Annotated in this window: 17 protein-coding genes; 8 read left to right on the top strand and 9 right to left on the bottom strand. The window is 44.9% G+C overall.

The features are described 5' to 3' along the window. Nucleotides 1–115: 115 nt before the first annotated feature. Nucleotides 116–1,084: a TAXI family TRAP transporter solute-binding subunit gene (locus R7H07_RS12685; protein WP_005379657.1), complete on the bottom strand. Its 969-nt coding sequence runs from the start codon at nt 1,082–1,084 to the stop codon at nt 116–118. A gap of 405 nt (nt 1,085–1,489) precedes the next feature. Next, nucleotides 1,490–1,960 carry a transcriptional regulator ArgR gene (argR, locus tag R7H07_RS12680; RefSeq protein ID WP_005379659.1) on the bottom strand — a complete coding sequence of 157 codons (471 nt, stop codon included), beginning with the start codon at nt 1,958–1,960 and terminating at the stop codon, nt 1,490–1,492. A 359-nt stretch (nt 1,961–2,319) separates the two neighbouring features. Between argR and mdh the strand changes: the two genes are divergently transcribed. Further along, on the top strand, nt 2,320–3,255 hold the full coding sequence (gene mdh / locus R7H07_RS12675) for a malate dehydrogenase (protein ID WP_005379660.1): 936 nt from the start codon (nt 2,320–2,322) through the stop codon (nt 3,253–3,255). A 113-nt stretch (nt 3,256–3,368) separates the two neighbouring features. Next, nucleotides 3,369–3,560 (top strand): hypothetical protein, encoded by a 192-nt coding sequence (locus R7H07_RS12670; protein WP_005379661.1) that lies wholly within the window; start codon nt 3,369–3,371, stop codon nt 3,558–3,560. A gap of 94 nt (nt 3,561–3,654) precedes the next feature. On the opposite strand, the gene ispB is transcribed toward R7H07_RS12670, so the two are convergent. Continuing rightward, nucleotides 3,655–4,626 carry an octaprenyl diphosphate synthase gene (gene ispB, locus R7H07_RS12665; RefSeq protein ID WP_064353590.1) on the bottom strand — a complete coding sequence of 324 codons (972 nt, stop codon included), beginning with the start codon at nt 4,624–4,626 and terminating at the stop codon, nt 3,655–3,657. Nucleotides 4,627–4,882: 256 nt separating this feature from the next. Between ispB and rplU the strand changes: the two genes are divergently transcribed. From rplU to folA, 6 genes are all read left to right on the top strand, one after another. After that, nucleotides 4,883–5,194, top strand: coding sequence for a 50S ribosomal protein L21 (rplU, locus tag R7H07_RS12660; RefSeq protein WP_005383096.1), 312 nt, complete (start codon nt 4,883–4,885; stop codon nt 5,192–5,194). A gap of 20 nt (nt 5,195–5,214) precedes the next feature. After that, the gene (gene rpmA / locus R7H07_RS12655) at nt 5,215–5,472 is read left to right on the top strand and encodes a 50S ribosomal protein L27 (protein WP_005383095.1); all 258 of its coding nucleotides are present in this window, start codon (nt 5,215–5,217) and stop codon (nt 5,470–5,472) included. 212 nt (nt 5,473–5,684) lie between these two features. Beyond that, complete coding sequence (gene cgtA / locus R7H07_RS12650; protein WP_005383091.1) at nt 5,685–6,860, top strand: Obg family GTPase CgtA; 1,176 nt, start codon at nt 5,685–5,687, stop codon at nt 6,858–6,860. 195 nt (nt 6,861–7,055) lie between these two features. Continuing rightward, entirely contained in the window at nt 7,056–7,856 is an 801-nt protein-coding gene (locus R7H07_RS12645) for a threonine/serine exporter family protein (protein WP_005379664.1), read from the top strand. Continuing rightward, nucleotides 7,856–8,329 (top strand): threonine/serine exporter family protein, encoded by a 474-nt coding sequence (locus R7H07_RS12640; protein ID WP_005379665.1) that lies wholly within the window; start codon nt 7,856–7,858, stop codon nt 8,327–8,329. Before R7H07_RS12645 ends, R7H07_RS12640 begins: the two co-directional genes overlap by 1 nt. A gap of 9 nt (nt 8,330–8,338) precedes the next feature. After that, nucleotides 8,339–8,818, top strand: coding sequence for a type 3 dihydrofolate reductase (gene folA, locus R7H07_RS12635; RefSeq protein ID WP_017820272.1), 480 nt, complete (start codon nt 8,339–8,341; stop codon nt 8,816–8,818). 269 nt (nt 8,819–9,087) lie between these two features. Here folA and apaH read toward each other — a convergent pair whose 3' ends face one another. The 6 genes from apaH to lptD form a co-directional block, all read right to left on the bottom strand. After that, complete coding sequence (apaH, locus tag R7H07_RS12630) at nt 9,088–9,894, bottom strand: bis(5'-nucleosyl)-tetraphosphatase (symmetrical) ApaH (protein WP_206959329.1); 807 nt, start codon at nt 9,892–9,894, stop codon at nt 9,088–9,090. 15 nt (nt 9,895–9,909) lie between these two features. Then, nucleotides 9,910–10,290: a Co2+/Mg2+ efflux protein ApaG gene (apaG, locus tag R7H07_RS12625; RefSeq protein WP_005379668.1), complete on the bottom strand. Its 381-nt coding sequence runs from the start codon at nt 10,288–10,290 to the stop codon at nt 9,910–9,912. A 75-nt stretch (nt 10,291–10,365) separates the two neighbouring features. Next, nucleotides 10,366–11,175 carry a 16S rRNA (adenine(1518)-N(6)/adenine(1519)-N(6))-dimethyltransferase RsmA gene (rsmA, locus tag R7H07_RS12620; RefSeq protein WP_005379669.1) on the bottom strand — a complete coding sequence of 270 codons (810 nt, stop codon included), beginning with the start codon at nt 11,173–11,175 and terminating at the stop codon, nt 10,366–10,368. Beyond that, on the bottom strand, nt 11,172–12,170 hold the full coding sequence (gene pdxA, locus R7H07_RS12615) for a 4-hydroxythreonine-4-phosphate dehydrogenase PdxA (protein ID WP_005383085.1): 999 nt from the start codon (nt 12,168–12,170) through the stop codon (nt 11,172–11,174). Before pdxA ends, rsmA begins: the two co-directional genes overlap by 4 nt. Beyond that, the gene (gene surA, locus R7H07_RS12610) at nt 12,160–13,443 is read right to left on the bottom strand and encodes a peptidylprolyl isomerase SurA (RefSeq protein ID WP_005379672.1); all 1,284 of its coding nucleotides are present in this window, start codon (nt 13,441–13,443) and stop codon (nt 12,160–12,162) included. The genes pdxA and surA overlap by 11 nt, the downstream gene beginning before the upstream one ends. Before the next feature lie 59 nt (nt 13,444–13,502). After that, a complete protein-coding gene (lptD, locus tag R7H07_RS12605; protein ID WP_005379673.1) occupies nt 13,503–15,848 on the bottom strand; it encodes an LPS assembly protein LptD in 2,346 nt (781 codons plus the stop codon). Nucleotides 15,849–15,994 lie beyond the last annotated feature (146 nt).

Genomic DNA, 15,994 nt, shown 5'->3' with positions numbered 1-15,994 from the left:
CGCAGTTTTCAGAAGAAAACTGGCGAATGAAGCATACAGTTAGAACGTGCTACAACCTGTATGCTCAAACAGGCAGAAAATATTCTTTCCTGCCTGTATGTAGAGTCTGAGGAAATTACTTAATTAGACCCATTTCTTTGTAGTATTTTTCTGCACCTGGGTGAAGAGGAATAGAAAGACCAGCTTTCACCATGTCTTCTTTCTTCAAGTTTGCGAATGCAGGGTGTAGACGTTTGAAGGTATCAAAGTTTTCAAACACAGCTTTTGCCACGTTGTAAGCGACATCGTCTGAAACATCAGAGGTCGTTACCATTGTTGCTGCAACACCAAAGCTGTTTACGTCTTTGTCTGTACCGCGGTACATACCAGCCGGTACTGAGCTAAAGGCGTAGTATGGGTTGTCGGCAACAATTTTATCGATTTTAGGGCCTGTTGCTGAAACTAGCTTCGCATCACATGATGTGGTTGCTTCTTTGATTGAACCGTTCGGGTGGCCGACCATGTAAATGAAGGCGTCAATTTTGTTATCACAAAGTGCCTGAGAGCGTTCAGAGCCTTTTAGCTCAGACGCCAATTTGAAGCTGTCGTTTGTCCAACCCATCGCTTCCATGACAACGCCCATCGTTGCACGGTCACCAGAGCCTGGATTACCGATGTTTACGCGCTTACCTTTCAGGTCTTCAACGTTTTCAATACCTGAATCTGCACGCGCAATGATGTTGAAAGGTTCTGTATGAAGAGAGAACATTGCGCGTAGCTTCTTGTACGGGCCTTGTTCTTCAAACTTGCTCGTACCGTTGTAGCCGTGGTACTGCCAATCCGATTGCACGATACCAAAATCTAATTCGCCTGCACGGATAGTGTTAACGTTGTAAATTGAGCCACCAGTCGATTCTACTGAACAACGGATGTTGTGGTCTTTACGACCTTTATTTACCAACTTACAGATAGCACCACCAGTTGGGTAGTAAACACCTGTCACAGAGCCAGTACCGATGGTAATAAACTCTTGAGCGTTAACTGCGCCTGCGCCCATTACGGCTGCAGCGATAGCGCCTACTTTGAGAAGTTTGTTAAATGCCATGAATTTCCCTTCCTTATATTCATTATTTACCCGGAAATAACCATAAATCACTTCTGGAGTTTCCTATTTGGAAACGGCACCTTTTTCAATCCAATCGTTTGAAAAAGCGAGCGAATCATAACAAAAAATTGGCAGAAAATTATCCAATTGTTAAATGTTATAGTTGATAAGTCTGAATTTTGTATCAGGGGATAGGATTCAATTTGTGATTTAATTCTTTTTATAACAATTACTTAATTAACGTTTAGTGACTGAAATGAAAAAGATCAATTGCGTGATGTTAATCACAAAATAGGTGGTTAAAGAATGAGCGGAGTAAGCAAAAAATTTACATAAATTATGGGCTACAAAATGAGACTTCTTTTATAACCCACAATGAGTTAGCTGATTGAAGCTTTATAGAACTTAACCAGTATATTCGAACAGCTCGCACACTGATTTGAAGAGTTGCTCAGTCGTAATTGCCATGGTTGGCGTAATGAAAATGGTATCGTCACCCGCGACAACGCCAAGAATACCTTCGGATTTACCGAGTGAATCAAGCAAGCGAGCAATCAACTGTGCTGCACCTGGGCCGGTGTGAATTACCACTAACGCTGCATTACGATCGATGTCTAGTACCAGTTCACGCAGAGAGCTGCTGACTGTTGGGACACCTAGCTCAGCAGGAAGACAGTAAACCATTTCCATTTTTGCATTGCGCGTACGGACGGCGCCAAATTTAGTCAGCATACGTGAGACTTTAGATTGGTTGATACTCTCAAACCCTTGCTGTTTGAGTGCGTCAACAATCTCGCCCTGTGAGCCAAAGCTTTCTTCTTTTAACAGAGCTTTAAAGGCGCGAACTAAGTTGTCTTGTTTTTCTGAATTGCGCATAGTCATTACAAATCTCTTATTACGGGTCAGCAATTTTGCATATTCTCGCATATATATTCAGGCGGTGCCAAAGAGTCCCAGGATTATGTTAGATGCGTCACTGTAAACTATATACCACATAGAATTCTTTAGCGCGCTGAAGTAGGGCTGTATCTGTTTTCTTGAATTCCTTGTCATTTCAACAGAATAAAAGAATAATCCAAGCCCCATTTGTAGCACGGTAACAGCGAGTTGCGCGAGGTCGCAAAGCTAGCGTTAATTGATTGTAATCAAGTTGTGATTCCGATAGCTTTATTTAAGTTGGTTACAAACTACCCTACGAATACGTTTATAAGAGAAATACTCTCAAGGAGAACTACATGAAAGTAGCCGTTATTGGTGCCGCTGGTGGCATCGGTCAAGCCCTGGCCCTTCTACTTAAGAACCGTCTTCCTGCTGGTTCTGATCTAGCCCTATATGATATTGCTCCAGTAACTCCTGGTGTGGCCGCTGATCTTAGCCACATCCCTACGCCAGTTTCTATCAAAGGTTACGCTGGTGAAGATCCTACTCCAGCACTAGAAGGCGCGGATGTTGTGCTAATTTCTGCTGGTGTTGCGCGTAAGCCAGGTATGGATCGTGCGGATCTATTTAATGTAAACGCTGGTATCGTTAAATCGCTAGCGGAGAAGATTGCGGTTGTTTGTCCGAAAGCTTGTGTTGGTATCATCACAAACCCTGTAAATACAACAGTGCCAATTGCTGCTGAAGTTCTTAAAAAAGCGGGTGTTTATGATAAGCGTCGTCTATTTGGTGTAACAACGTTGGATGTTATCCGTTCAGAAACGTTTGTTGCTGAGCTAAAAGACAAAGATCCAGGTGACGTTCGCGTGCCAGTTATTGGTGGTCACTCTGGCGTAACGATCTTACCTCTACTGTCTCAAGTAGAAGGTGTTGAGTTTACAGCTGAAGAAGTAGAAGCATTAACGAAACGTATTCAAAATGCAGGTACTGAAGTTGTAGAAGCGAAAGCGGGTGGTGGTAGTGCAACACTATCAATGGGCCAAGCTGCATGTCGCTTTGGTCTGTCTCTGGTTCGTGCTCTTCAAGGTGAAGAAGGCGTAGTTGAGTGCGCTTACGTTGAAGGCGACGGCGAACACGCGACTTACTTCGCGCAACCTGTGAAACTGGGTAAAGAAGGCGTTGAAGAAGTACTAAGCTACGGCAAACTCAGCGATTACGAAAAGTCTGCATTAGACGGTATGCTAGAAACACTAAATGGCGACATCAACATTGGTGTTGAATTCGCAAAGTAATCTAGAAAGCCTATATAAGAAGAAAGCCGATCATTTTGATCGGCTTTTTTGATCCTTGATTTCTCAACTTCGTAAAAATGGTCGAATAAAACCACGTAGTGAAGGAGAAGATGATGGAAGCGAGTCGAATCCGTAAAGGCATGGTTGTTGAGTGCCAACAAGGCGTCGGTACGATATTAGTGGTCGACCATGAAGCAGAGACGGTATTGTTGTCCAAACAAGGGACTGAACAGCAGCTCGCCGTTAGCTTTGATGAAATAGAAGATGATCCACAACTGCATGGCGGTAGTGACAGATATTACTAGCGCCTCGGGGCGTCGTCATTAGGTATCAAACGTAAAAAAGGAAGAGCATGCTCTTCCTTTTTGCTATAAGTCTTGCGTTATGGGTAGCTATTGATTACTTCGTGCGTTGTACTGCGACATGAGCCAGAGTAACAAGCGCTTGTTTGTATTCAGACTCTGGCAACACTGATAGTTCTGCGATTGCTTTGTCTGCTTCTTCTAGAGCTTTTTGCGTTGTGTATTCCAGAGAGCCTGCTTCTTTCATGACCGCAAGAATTTCTTCTAAGCGCTCCATGCCATTCGCTTTCTCAATTGCTTCACGAATCATGATGGCGTTTTCTGGTGTGGTATTACGCATAGCATGGAGTAGAGGTAAAGTTGGCTTGCCTTCGGCCAAGTCATCACCCACATTTTTACCCATGTCTTCGCCATCAGAAGTGTAATCCATGACGTCATCAATGAGCTGAAACGCAGTGCCTAGATACTTACCGTAATTTTGCATTGCAATTTCCACATGCTCAGGAGCGTCATTTAAGATCGCACCGATTTGAGTTGCGGATTCAAATAAGCGCGCAGTCTTAGAGTAGATGACTTGCATGTAGCTTTCTTCTGTCGTGTCAGGGTCGTTACAGTTCATCAACTGCTGTACTTCACCTTCGGCGATCACGTTTACGGCATTGCTCATTAGTTTAAGGATCTTCATGGATCCTAGTTCTGTCATCATCTGAAATGAGCGTGTATAGATAAAGTCCCCAACTAATACGCTAGCCGCATTGCCAAATGCTGCATTCGCAGTGGCTTTACCACGGCGCATGTCTGATTCATCTACCACGTCATCATGCAGCAAAGTCGCTGTATGGATGAACTCAATAAACGCAGCTGCCATTGTATGACCATTGCCTTGGTAACCAAGTGCACGGGCTGACAGTATCGCTAAAAGCGGTCTTAGACGTTTGCCTCCACCACTCACGATATAAAAACCGAGCTGGTTGATTAAAGAGACATCAGAATTAAGTTGGGCTTGAATTGTTTCATTCACTTTTGCCATGTCATCGGCAGTAAGCGCTTGGATAGTTTTAAAATCCATCGTATATCCGGCTGAAGTTAGACCCTGCAAGGCTTATTCGATTTATATAATTGTCGAATAATACACTAAAAAACGTTGATTAATACATTACTAAAGGGCATGATTGCCGCACTTTTCTTTGGCGATTAGCTTTTCGCCAATTTTTTCAAAATATGGCTTGTCATAGGAGCATCTATTCTGTAGAATCTGCGCCCTATTGATGATTAGTTTAGCGCACACCCTCAAGAAAGGCTGTGCGGAAAAAGCGGAGTAAAATATGTACGCTGTTTTCCAATCTGGTGGTAAACAACACCGTGTAAGCGAAGGTCAAACTCTTCGTTTAGAGAAATTAGACGTTGAAACTGGTGCAACTGTAGAATTTGATAAAGTTCTTCTTGTTGCTAACGGCGAAGACATCAAAGTTGGTGCTCCTCTTGTAGAGGGCGGCAAAATTGTTGCTGAAGTTGTACAACACGGTCGTGGCGATAAAGTTAAAATCGTTAAGTTCCGTCGTCGTAAGCACTCTCGTAAGCAACAGGGTCACCGTCAGTGGTTCACTGAAGTGAAGATCACTGGTATCAACGCTTAATCTATTAGGAGAGTTTAACAATGGCACACAAAAAAGCTGGTGGTTCTACTCGTAACGGCCGCGATTCAGAAAGCAAACGTCTAGGTGTTAAGCGTTTCGGTGGTGAATCTGTACTTGCAGGTAACATCATCGTTCGTCAACGTGGTACTAAGTTCCACGCTGGTAACAACGTAGGTATCGGTAAAGACCACACTCTATTCGCTCTTACTGAAGGTAAAGTGAAGTTCGAAGTGAAAGGTCCTAAGAACCGTAAGTTTGTAAGCATCGAAGCTGAGTAATTAGGTTTTTAACCAAATTACTTAATAGCTTTAAGCTGAATTCAAAAGCCCTGCCGAATCGGCGGGGTTTTTTATTTGTGGCAGTCGACATATCGAAGTTTCTCGCTAAGATCCTAAGCGATTTGAATCTGGGAGCTTAGATCTGTCATCTGCTAAAATTGTCGGATGACATAGTAAGATTTAATCCACGCACGAAGTAGTCGGAGTAAAAGATGAAGTTCGTAGATGAAGCGGTAGTAAAAGTTCAGGCTGGTGATGGCGGTAGTGGCGTTGTCAGTTTCTGGCGTGAAAAATTCATCACTAAAGGTGGCCCTGATGGCGGTGATGGCGGTGACGGTGGTGATGTTTATATCCAAGCTGATGAAAACCTAAATACCCTGATTGATTACCGTTTCCAGCGCTTCTACGAAGCTGAGCGTGGTGAAAACGGTCGCGGTGGTAACTGTACAGGTAAGCGTGGTAAAGACATTGTTCTTCGTGTACCTGTGGGTACGCGCGCTGTGGATATCCACACAAATGAAATCGTGGCGGAAGTTGCTGAACACGGTAAGAAAGTGATGATCGCAAAAGGCGGTTGGCACGGTCTAGGTAACACGCGTTTCAAATCTTCAGTAAACCGCGCGCCTCGTCAGAGAACATTGGGTACAAAGGGTGAAGTACGCGAAATTCGCCTTGAGCTATTGCTTCTTGCTGATGTGGGTATGCTTGGTCTACCTAATGCTGGTAAATCAACCTTTATCCGCGCAGTATCAGCAGCAAAACCGAAAGTCGCTGATTACCCATTCACGACTTTGATCCCAAGCTTGGGTGTCGTAAGTGTCGTACCAGAGAAAAGTTTTGTTGTTGCAGACATCCCTGGTTTGATCGAGGGTGCAGCAGATGGCGCTGGCCTTGGTATTCGATTCTTGAAGCACTTAGAGCGTTGTCGAGTGTTGCTGCACATGATCGATATTATGCCAATTGATCAGTCCGATCCGGTGCAAAATGCATTGACGATCATTGATGAACTAGAACAATACAGCGAAAAACTGGCAAGTAAGCCGCGCTGGTTAGTGTTCAACAAAGTTGATCTAATGCCTGAAGAAGAAGCGAATGAGAAGATCCAAGAAATCTTAGACGCACTAGGTTGGGAAGACGAGTACTTTAAGATCTCGGCGATCAATCGTAACGGTACTAAAGAGCTTTGTTACAAACTGGCTGACTTTATGGATAACCTACCTCGCGAAGAGGAAGAAGTGGCTGAAGAAGATAAAGTTAACTTCATGTGGGATGATTACCATAAAGATGCGATGGCGGGTAAAGACGTTATCACTGAAGATGACGACGACGATTGGGATGACTGGGACGATGAAGAAGATGACGGTCACGTTGTCTACGTTCGTGACTAATCAGAACGGTCAAACAATGCCTGTTTGCCTATAATTCATTAAGCCGCAATTATCTATTGCGGCTTTTTTTGTATCTAAATCATATTTAGGTGATGTGATTTACGGCACAATAACTGATACGTCGTGTTTTTTGAGGGTTAGTTTGGCCCTCGCGCGTATGAATGAGTAACACCCTAAAAGGAATTAGACTTATTTATGACTCTAGAAACCATACCGCCTAGAGAGTTGGCGGTATCTACTCAACGATCGATTTCTCGTCTTGTCGCTCAAGCCGGACAAATGCTACTTGCTCATGGTGCTGAAAGTACTCTTGTGAGCGATATTATGCGTCGTATTGGCCTTGCTTGTGGGGTGAATGAAGTTGCGGTAGCACTATCAGCTAATGCATTGGTTGTGACGACGGTAATGGATGGGCATTGCATCACCACCACCCGAAGCTGCGCTGATCGTGGCATCAATATGCGCGTTATTACGCAAATTCAACGAATCTGTATCATGATGGAACGTGGTTTGCTCGATTCAACCATGGCGCAGAAAAAGCTGAACGCTATCAGTCCAGAGCGTTATAACCGCTGGTTGGTGGTGTTTATGATTGGCTTGTCTTGTGCGGCATTCAGTCATCTAGCTGGTGGTGACTGGGGAGTATTCATTATGACCTTTTTAGCTTCAGCTGGTGGCATGATCGTTCGCCAAGAAATTGGTCATCGTCATTTCAACCCTCTATTGAACTTTGCTGCGACCGCTTTTGTGACTACCTTAATTTCAGCACAGGCGGAAATTTACCAAATCGGTAATCTACCTACCGTAGCAATGGCATCGTCAGTATTAATGCTTGTACCTGGTTTCCCACTCATTAACTCTGTCGCAGATATGTTGAAAGGCCACATTAATATGGGGATTGCTCGATTTGTGATGGCTAGTTTACTAACGTTGGCGACATGTTTGGGGATCGTTGCTGCGATGAGTGTAACTGGAATTTGGGGGTGGGCTATCTAATGAGTTTATTTGATTTGATGTTTGGCCTGTTGAATGACATGTTTTTTGCGGCGATTCCCGCCGTAGGATTTGCATTGGTTTTTAACGTGCCACAAAGAGCTTTAGTGTATTGTGCTGTTGGTGGTGCGATTGGTCATGGTAGCCGCTACTTGATGATGCAGTTTGGCATTCCTATTGAGTGGGCAACCTTTTTTGCCGCGACGTTAGTTGGGATGATTGGTGTGTACTGGTCTCACCGTTTTCTCGCGCATCCAAAAGTGTTTACTGTGGCTGCTTTGATCCCGATGGTGCCGGGTGTGTTTGCGTACAAAGCAATGATCGCTATGGTAGAAATCAATCATGTTGGCTACTCACCCGAGCTTGTCGCAACCTGTATGGAAAACTTTCTTAAGGCCATGTTTATTATTGCAGGTTTAGCAGTTGGTCTTGCGGTTCCAGGGCTGTTATTCTATCGCCGCAGACCTATTGTATAAGGACCTAACATGATCATTAGTATGATTGCCGCGATGGCCGACAATCGCATCATTGGCAAAGACAATCAAATGCCTTGGCACCTTCCCGCCGATTTCGCTTGGTTTAAGCGTTGTACCATGGGAAAACCGGTTTTGATGGGACGCAAAACCTATGAGTCTATTGGTCGCCCTTTACCTGGTCGCTTGAATATTGTTATCAGCCGTGATGAGACACTAAAGATCGAAGGCGTCACTACCGTAACATCGATTGAGCAAGCTTTGGACGTGGCTGGTGACGTGGAAGAAGTGATGATCATTGGTGGTGGTGCGATTTACGCATCTTGTCTGCCGATGGCCAATAAACTGTATGTAACACACATTGAAGCCGCGATTGATGGTGATACTCAGTTCCCAGACTGGGGAGATCAATTTAAGGAAACTTACTCAGAAATGTATCAAGCCGATGAGAAGAACGCCTACAACATGCGCTTTACTGTGTTAGAAAAGTAATTCGAGATTAACACCGCGTAGTTAATACGGTAATGCCGTTCGTATAACAGCGAGCGGCCATCCCAACCTACCGTCATCCTGAAAAGCGACGAAAGAGCGAGATTCAGGAGCCTCTATACGAGTACTTTGTTGTCAAAGGTATTTCTATCTATTCGCAGCGCGAGGATATTAGATTCCTAGTCTCGTTAAGGCTCGTTGGAATGACCCTACAGGAGGTGTTAAGTGACAGGTATTCTTCCTACTATGGATTATCGACTGTTATTCAGTGTTTAACTTAACGCATCCTGAGTAAAAATTTTCTTATCTTCCCAACGGAGCATGGTCAGGCTTCCGCCCCAAACGCAGCCAGTATCTAGCCCGATGACTTCGTTGTTCATATAGCCTTGTAGTGCAGCCCAGTGCCCAAAGAGCACCGCTTTGTTTAAGTGGATACGTTTAGGCACATCAAACCATGGAATAAGTTCGTTACCGGAAACTTGTTGCGGTGGCAATTTACAATCCATATCCAAACGACCATCAGGGAAACAAAAGCGCATCCGCGTAAAAGCATTGATAATATAACGGTATCGGTCCAAACCTTGTAGAGAGTCATCCCAGGAATCAGGTTGATTGCTGTACATGTTTTTTAATAGCCAAGGCAGCTCTTCACTTTGGATGATGCGCTCAACTTCACGGGCACACTTTCTCGCTGTTTTTAGATTCCACTGCGGTGATATGCCAGCGTGACACATCACGAACTCGTCATGCTCGGCCATTAGAGGTTGCTGAGCTAGCCATGTCAGTAGTTCCTCTTTGTCAGGGGCCGTGAAAATAGGTGCGGTTCTATCTTTGTCTTTGACCTTTTTTATCCCGTGAGCCACTGCAAGAAGGTGAAGGTCGTGATTACCAAGCACGACGATTGCGCTTGCGCCAAGTGACTTCACAAAGCGTAACGTTTCTAATGATTTAGGCCCTCTGGCGACCAAATCACCAGCAAGCCAAAGTTGGTCTTTTTTCGCAGAGAAAGATACTTTTTCTAGTAGTCGCTGCAATTCATCAAAACAGCCTTGGATGTCACCAACAATATAGGTAGCCACTGAATCTCCAATTTACTAATTTAAAACATTTGGAACAGCCAAGCGAAATGGTTCGATTTCGGTGATGAACTCTTGCCCTTTCTCATCCAGCATTTTGTAGTGTCCTTGCATAACGCCGACAGGGGTTTCTAACGCGGTTCCGCTACTGTACGTGTATTCATCATTGCTTGGAATAAAGGGCTGCTGGCCTACCACTCCGTCACCTTCAACCGTCATTTGCTTGCCATTCGAGTCTGTGATTAGCCAGCGGCGGCTCACTAACTGTACGGTTTGCTGGCTAAGGTTTTTGATGGTGATGATATAAGCGAAAACGTAGCGTTGTAGCTCTGGGTTGGACTGTTCTTCGATGTATTTGGTGTGAACTTGAATTTTGATGCAAGGTTGAATGACGTCCATGTGCACTCCTCAGAAACGTAATATCCCAATAATAATAAGCCAAACCTACAAGGGTTTGGCTCATTGTTTGAGTTCTTAGTGCTGCGGGTTATCCGCAAGCCAGTTCGCCATTGCGACGAATTGTTCTAGCGTCAGGTTCTCTGGACGCATGCTTGGATTAACACCTAGCTCTTCTAGTACTTCTGTGCTTAACAACGATTTGTAGCAGTTACGAACTGTTTTACGACGTTGGTTAAAGCCTTCACGACAAACGCGATCGAGCAAACGCAGATCTTTCGCCGGGCATGGCAGCTCTTCGTAAGGCACTAAACGAACAACGGCAGAATCCACTTTCGGTGGTGGAACGAATGCCGTTGGCGGTACTTCCAGTACTGGTACCACTTTACAGTAGTACTGAGCCATTACCGTTAAACGGCCGTAAGCTTTGCTGCCAGGGCCGGCGGCTAAGCGGTTTACCACTTCTTTTTGCAACATAAAGTGCATGTCTTGAATGTCTTTATGGAACTCAAAAAGGTGGAACATCAATGGTGTAGAGATGTTGTACGGCAAGTTACCAAAAATGCGCAGCTTGTTGTTTGGCTTCACTAGTTGAGTGAAGTCAAAACGCATCGCATCGCCTTCATGAATCGTAAGTTTGTCTGCCAGTTCAGGGTGAGTACGTAGGCGTTCCGCCAGATCGCGGTCTAATTCGATAACTGTGAACTTATCCACTTCACGACCTACTGGCTCAGTGATTGCACCAAGACCAGGACCGATTTCAACCAGGTTTTGACCTGGTTTTGGGTTAATCGCTGATACGATTCCATCAATAATGTATGGATCGTTCAGGAAGTTTTGACCAAAACGTTTACGCGCTTTGTGTCCTAAATGGACATCATTTCTCATTGTTTCTTCTCTACCAAATCTATCGCATGCGTGAGCGCTGTTCGGAAACTCCCTGTATCCGCTTGACCTGTCCCTGCCAGATCTAATGCAGTACCGTGGTCCACCGATGTTCTAATAAAAGGTAGACCAAGAGTAATGTTTACTGAACGACCAAAGCCTTTGTATTTTAATACTGGCAACACTTGATCATGGTACATGCCTAAAACAGCATCAGCATCATTTAAATATTTTTCATTGAAAATGGTATCAGCCGGCAGAGGGCCGATCAGGTTGATACCTTTTTCTTGTCGAATTTTTTCCAGTGTCGGAGTGATGGTCTCGATCTCTTCACGACCTAAGCAGCCATCTTCGCCAGCATGAGGGTTAAGCCCGCAAACGTAGATGTTTGGTTGTGCGATAGCAAACTTTTCTACAAGGTCTTTATGAAGAATATCGATGATTTTTTCTAATCGCTCTTCGGTGACAGCTTTGGACACATAAGCTAAAGGAATATGTGTTGTAACCAGCGCCACGCGTAGTCCTTCCGTTGCTAGCATCATTACGACTAGCGGCGTTTGTGACTTCTCGGCGAAAAATTCAGTATGACCACTGAATGCAACACCTGCGCGATTAATCACCCCCTTATGAACAGGGCCGGTGACAATAGCATCAAATTCATCATTCATACAGCCTAAAGCCGCTCTTTCTAGCGTTTTTAATACATAGTGGCCATTCGCTTCATTGAGCTCGCCTGCGACCGCAGGTTCCGATATTTGGATATGATCAACGATAAGCGTGCCCGCTTTTTGTGCTTTAGGTGCTTCTTCTGGATTGTAATCAGACAGTTGGACTTCGATGCCAAGCTGCTTGGCTCGCTCCGTCAGCATATTCTTATCGGCACAGACGACAATTTGGTGCGCCCAATCTTCTTTCGATAGGGCAAGCACTAAGTCTGGGCCGATACCCGCAGGTTCCCCTGCGGTTACGACAATTCTACGAATTGTATTAGTTGTCATTGTTGTCATCCACGATTTCAACAAACGCACTTGCGCGTAGCTCTTGCATCCATGCGCCCGCTTCTTCATTAAATTTACGGTTAAATAGAATACGGTAAGCTTTGTTCTTCATCGCTGAGTCAGTACGGTCAACTTGGCGACGATCCAACACTTCAACGATATGCCAGCCGTGAACGGTTTTGAACGGTTCGCTGATTGAGCCAACTGGCAGAGTTTCTACTTGGTGCTTGAATTCTGGCACGTAAAGATCTGGTGTTTGATAACCTAGTTCACCGTCTTGTGCTGCCGAGCCAGGATCTTGACTGTATTGTGTTGCCAATTGAGCGAACGTTGCTTCACCGGCTTTGATGCGGCGTACAAATTCATTCAGTTGCTTCTTCGCCCCTTCGTCGCTCAGAATCACGGTTGGTTTAATCAAAATATGACGCGCATTTACTTCCGTTACCGCAACCGTTTCTAGGCCTTTTACATCCTCTATTTTTAGGATGTGGAAACCAACGCCACTACGGAATGGACCAATAATGCTGCCTTTGTTTTGCATCTTGATCTGATCAGCAAAGATGGTTGGCATCTCTTCTTTACGCATCCAGCCCCAGTCACCACCTTGTAAAGCTTTAGGACCTTTTGAGTAGGTGTAGGCCATCTCCGTAAAGTCTGCACCTTCGTTTAGCTTTTTCGCGAGCGCTTTAGCTTCTGCTTCTACAGCTGACTTTTCTTTATCGTCAGAGAAGCGCAGTTGAATGTGTCCAATTTTGTATTGAACAGTCGCATTGGTTTCTTGTGATAGTTGCTCAGCAAGGCTATCGACCTCTGCTGGAAGGATATTAATACGGCGACGAACCAGTGCATTGCGAGCTTCTGATGCGGCGATTTCCTTACGAATTTGTTCGCGGAATTCTGGGTAACTTAAACCTTCACTTTCTACAGAAGCGGCGAGTTGTTCTACCGATTGCTCATTATTACGTGCGATCTCTGCAATCGCTTGGTTTAAACGGTTGTCGTCAATACGCACACCAATACGGTCTGCTTCTTGGCCTTGCAACGTATCAATGATAAGTTTTTCAACGACTTGTTCTTTTAACACGCTGGTGGAAGGTAAGCTCTTTCCACTTTGACGTGCGTTGGCTTGCAGCGTTTTCATCGCTGTTTCGATGTCGCTTTGTAGAACTACACCGTCGTTCACGATGACCGCAACCTTATCGATCTCTACTGGTGCTGCAACCGCTCCGCAAGAGAGTAGGGTCGTGAATAAGATTGATTTCCAAATTTTCATTTAAAATTCCGTCAGTATTTTTGAATAGGCGTCTTATTCATTTAAGACGCCTATTTTGATTAATTGTTCAGATAGAATGGGCGGCCGTACTTAATCGCGTTGTCAGAACCATCCAGTTCTTTGACAGCAGTGTCTTCACGCTGGTTGGTCGCAAAGCCTTGAATACCGAAGTTAACGCTGAAGTTATTTTCGTATTCAGGTGATGCCCCGGTGCTGCCGATAGCTTGGTCTTCCCAACCAAGCAATTGGTTTGAGTAAGTGACGCCAATGTACCAACAGTCAGATTGGTAACGTAGGCTCGCTAACCATTCTAGGTCCGCATTTTCATTGAGGTCGTAGTAGTATTGACCACTCGCAGACCAGTTCGGGTTGAACTCGTAGGCCGCTACAATACCTGCTTGAGAAATACCTTTACGAGTAATTGTGTCTAGGTTTTCGAGAATGATCGTATCTTCGATGTATTCACGCGTAACGTAGCGATAGTTACCCTGAATAAAGCCGCCGTTGAATTGGTATTCCAAGGTACTGTTTGCCAACTGCATGGAGCTCAAATCAATATCGTATTGAATTCCACCGTGATAGAACAAGTAATCGTTGTAGTTGAAATCAGCTTCAATTGCCCATGATGAGTAATTGGTTGTCTCATCCGGAAGATTTGGGCTGTTGCTCAGTTTGGTCTTTTTATCGAAGTAGTAAATCTGACCAAATGAAACGTTAAGACGCTCTTTATAGTCATCATCAAAGAAGCGAGTACTCGCACCGTAGCTTAACTGGTTCGCCGAGGCGATTTTATCAATGCCACTGTACTTACGACTGCGGAATAGCCCGTAGTAGTCGGTTTGTAGCAAGGTGGTATCGTAGTTGTAGATGTTGGTTTGATCTTCTTCAGGTACGTACAAGTACTGCAGCTGAGGCTCCAGTGTTTGTGTGTAGCCCTTGATCCAGCTTGTATCTCGCTCTAAGTAAAGTTGCGCATGCGTACGGAACTCAGGAATAACACGAGAAACTTCATCATCCAACTGGTTTTGCAAGTTTACATCTGTCAAACCCGTTAAGTCTTGAGAGTAATACGTAGAGAGCACACGCGCTTCTGTTGTCCACGTTGCCCATGAGTTTGAGAGTGGTAATGTAAGCCCTGGTTCAATGTGAACACGGGTCGCATTTGGTCGCGCAGCATCGCTCGTATCGAAGCGGCTGACTTGGCTCTTCACGTCAAAGTTAAGGTAATCTCCCCACAACGGCGTGTAGTAGTTCAAGTCTAACTGAGGAAGCAGGCGATAAGGGCGGTTCTCTTCTTTCAATAAGATTTGGAAGTCACGAACGGTTAACGAGGCATCCCAGAAGTCAGAACGATATTGTACTTGTCCTTCTTGAACCAGTTGACCATCTTCACGGTTACCAATGTCGGAGTCGAGATCGAGGAAGTAATCAATATCACTCACTTTTGAGTAATCGACTTTGACTATCCACTGTTTATTGATGATACCGTCGTGTTTAACTTGGTAGCCCCAACGAGACTCGTCCTGATATTTGCGATCACTATTGAGGTATTCGCCTTTGATTTCTCCATTTCCCCAACCATCTGTTAGGTAGCGGAAGTCAGTATCGAGTTTTGTACCACGTTGCTGCATATAGAGCGTGGTGAGTGTCATGTCATATTGAGGCGCGATGTTCCAATAGAATGGCACCTCGACTTCCATACCATCACTAGAACCGTACGATAAAGAAGGGAAGAGGAAACCCGTTTTACGCGTATCTCCAATTGGCATGGTTAGATACGGCACATAGAAAACAGGCACATCTAACACTTCAAATCGAGGATGGTGCAGCGTCGCTGTCTCTTCATCTTGGTCAACATCGATGCCTGACGCAACCAATCGCCATGAATTATCGCCTTGAGGGCACGATGTGATAGAGCCATCTTCGAGTTCATAAACCGACTGACCTGTGCGAGCGATATAGGCTGCAGTGCCTCGGCCTTGTTGGCAAAGGAACTGATAATCGGTGTTCTCAAGTGAAAACGTATCTTGATTAATGTCGTTAGTAACACGATCAGATCGAGCTTTGACTTGGCCGTCATTGAAAGTCACGTTGCCTTCGGCAACCACGACGTTGTCTTGTTGGTGCAGCGTTACGCTATCTGCGGTAATTTTCTTCTGGCCTTGGGTGACTTGTACATTACCTGAGTACTGAGCTTTGTCACCATTGATGGCTTGCAGGGTGTCAGCTTCTACCACTACTGGGGTATTAAGAGCGTCCTCCTCGCCACTTGTATCGACCAAACATTGATCTGTGGCGGGCATTTCCTGCACACTATCATGGATATTCGCTTCAGCTTGAGTGGTGGGTACAAACAAGGCGGTGCTGATAGAGGCCGCTAAAAATGTGCGGGAGAAATGTTGCATTGAATTGAACTTTCCTGTGTCACTACTACTCGATGGCTATAGGGCTTGTTGTACCCTAGCGTAATAGCCAAATGAATCAACTATAGTCGCATTTATCCCAGCGTATTGATTCACTGTGGCATAATGACGACAAAATAGCTGCAAAG

Origin of the sequence: Vibrio sp. Vb1127, from assembly GCF_033338735.1 — a bacterium.
GTDB lineage: Bacteria > Pseudomonadota > Gammaproteobacteria > Enterobacterales > Vibrionaceae > Vibrio > Vibrio alginolyticus.
The sequence above is the reverse complement of the archived record's forward strand: the minus strand, read 5'-3'. Positions and strand labels throughout refer to the sequence as shown.

What these genes read in the sequence shown, in the direction of transcription:
- argR (WP_005379659.1), bottom strand. Translation starts at nt 1,960, where the DNA reads ATGCGCAATTCAGAAAAACAAGACAACTTAGTTCGCGCCTTTAAAGCT.
- rsmA (WP_005379669.1), bottom strand. Translation starts at nt 11,175, where the DNA reads ATGAGAAATGATGTCCATTTAGGACACAAAGCGCGTAAACGTTTTGGT.
- ispB (WP_064353590.1), bottom strand. Translation starts at nt 4,626, where the DNA reads ATGGATTTTAAAACTATCCAAGCGCTTACTGCCGATGACATGGCAAAA.
- R7H07_RS12645 (WP_005379664.1), top strand. Translation starts at nt 7,056, where the DNA reads ATGACTCTAGAAACCATACCGCCTAGAGAGTTGGCGGTATCTACTCAA.
- surA (WP_005379672.1), bottom strand. Translation starts at nt 13,443, where the DNA reads ATGAAAATTTGGAAATCAATCTTATTCACGACCCTACTCTCTTGCGGA.
- lptD (WP_005379673.1), bottom strand. Translation starts at nt 15,848, where the DNA reads ATGCAACATTTCTCCCGCACATTTTTAGCGGCCTCTATCAGCACCGCC.
- pdxA (WP_005383085.1), bottom strand. Translation starts at nt 12,170, where the DNA reads ATGACAACTAATACAATTCGTAGAATTGTCGTAACCGCAGGGGAACCT.
- R7H07_RS12640 (WP_005379665.1), top strand. Translation starts at nt 7,856, where the DNA reads ATGAGTTTATTTGATTTGATGTTTGGCCTGTTGAATGACATGTTTTTT.
- folA (WP_017820272.1), top strand. Translation starts at nt 8,339, where the DNA reads ATGATCATTAGTATGATTGCCGCGATGGCCGACAATCGCATCATTGGC.
- rpmA (WP_005383095.1), top strand. Translation starts at nt 5,215, where the DNA reads ATGGCACACAAAAAAGCTGGTGGTTCTACTCGTAACGGCCGCGATTCA.
- R7H07_RS12670 (WP_005379661.1), top strand. Translation starts at nt 3,369, where the DNA reads ATGGAAGCGAGTCGAATCCGTAAAGGCATGGTTGTTGAGTGCCAACAA.
- cgtA (WP_005383091.1), top strand. Translation starts at nt 5,685, where the DNA reads ATGAAGTTCGTAGATGAAGCGGTAGTAAAAGTTCAGGCTGGTGATGGC.
- rplU (WP_005383096.1), top strand. Translation starts at nt 4,883, where the DNA reads ATGTACGCTGTTTTCCAATCTGGTGGTAAACAACACCGTGTAAGCGAA.
- apaG (WP_005379668.1), bottom strand. Translation starts at nt 10,290, where the DNA reads ATGGACGTCATTCAACCTTGCATCAAAATTCAAGTTCACACCAAATAC.
- R7H07_RS12685 (WP_005379657.1), bottom strand. Translation starts at nt 1,084, where the DNA reads ATGGCATTTAACAAACTTCTCAAAGTAGGCGCTATCGCTGCAGCCGTA.
- mdh (WP_005379660.1), top strand. Translation starts at nt 2,320, where the DNA reads ATGAAAGTAGCCGTTATTGGTGCCGCTGGTGGCATCGGTCAAGCCCTG.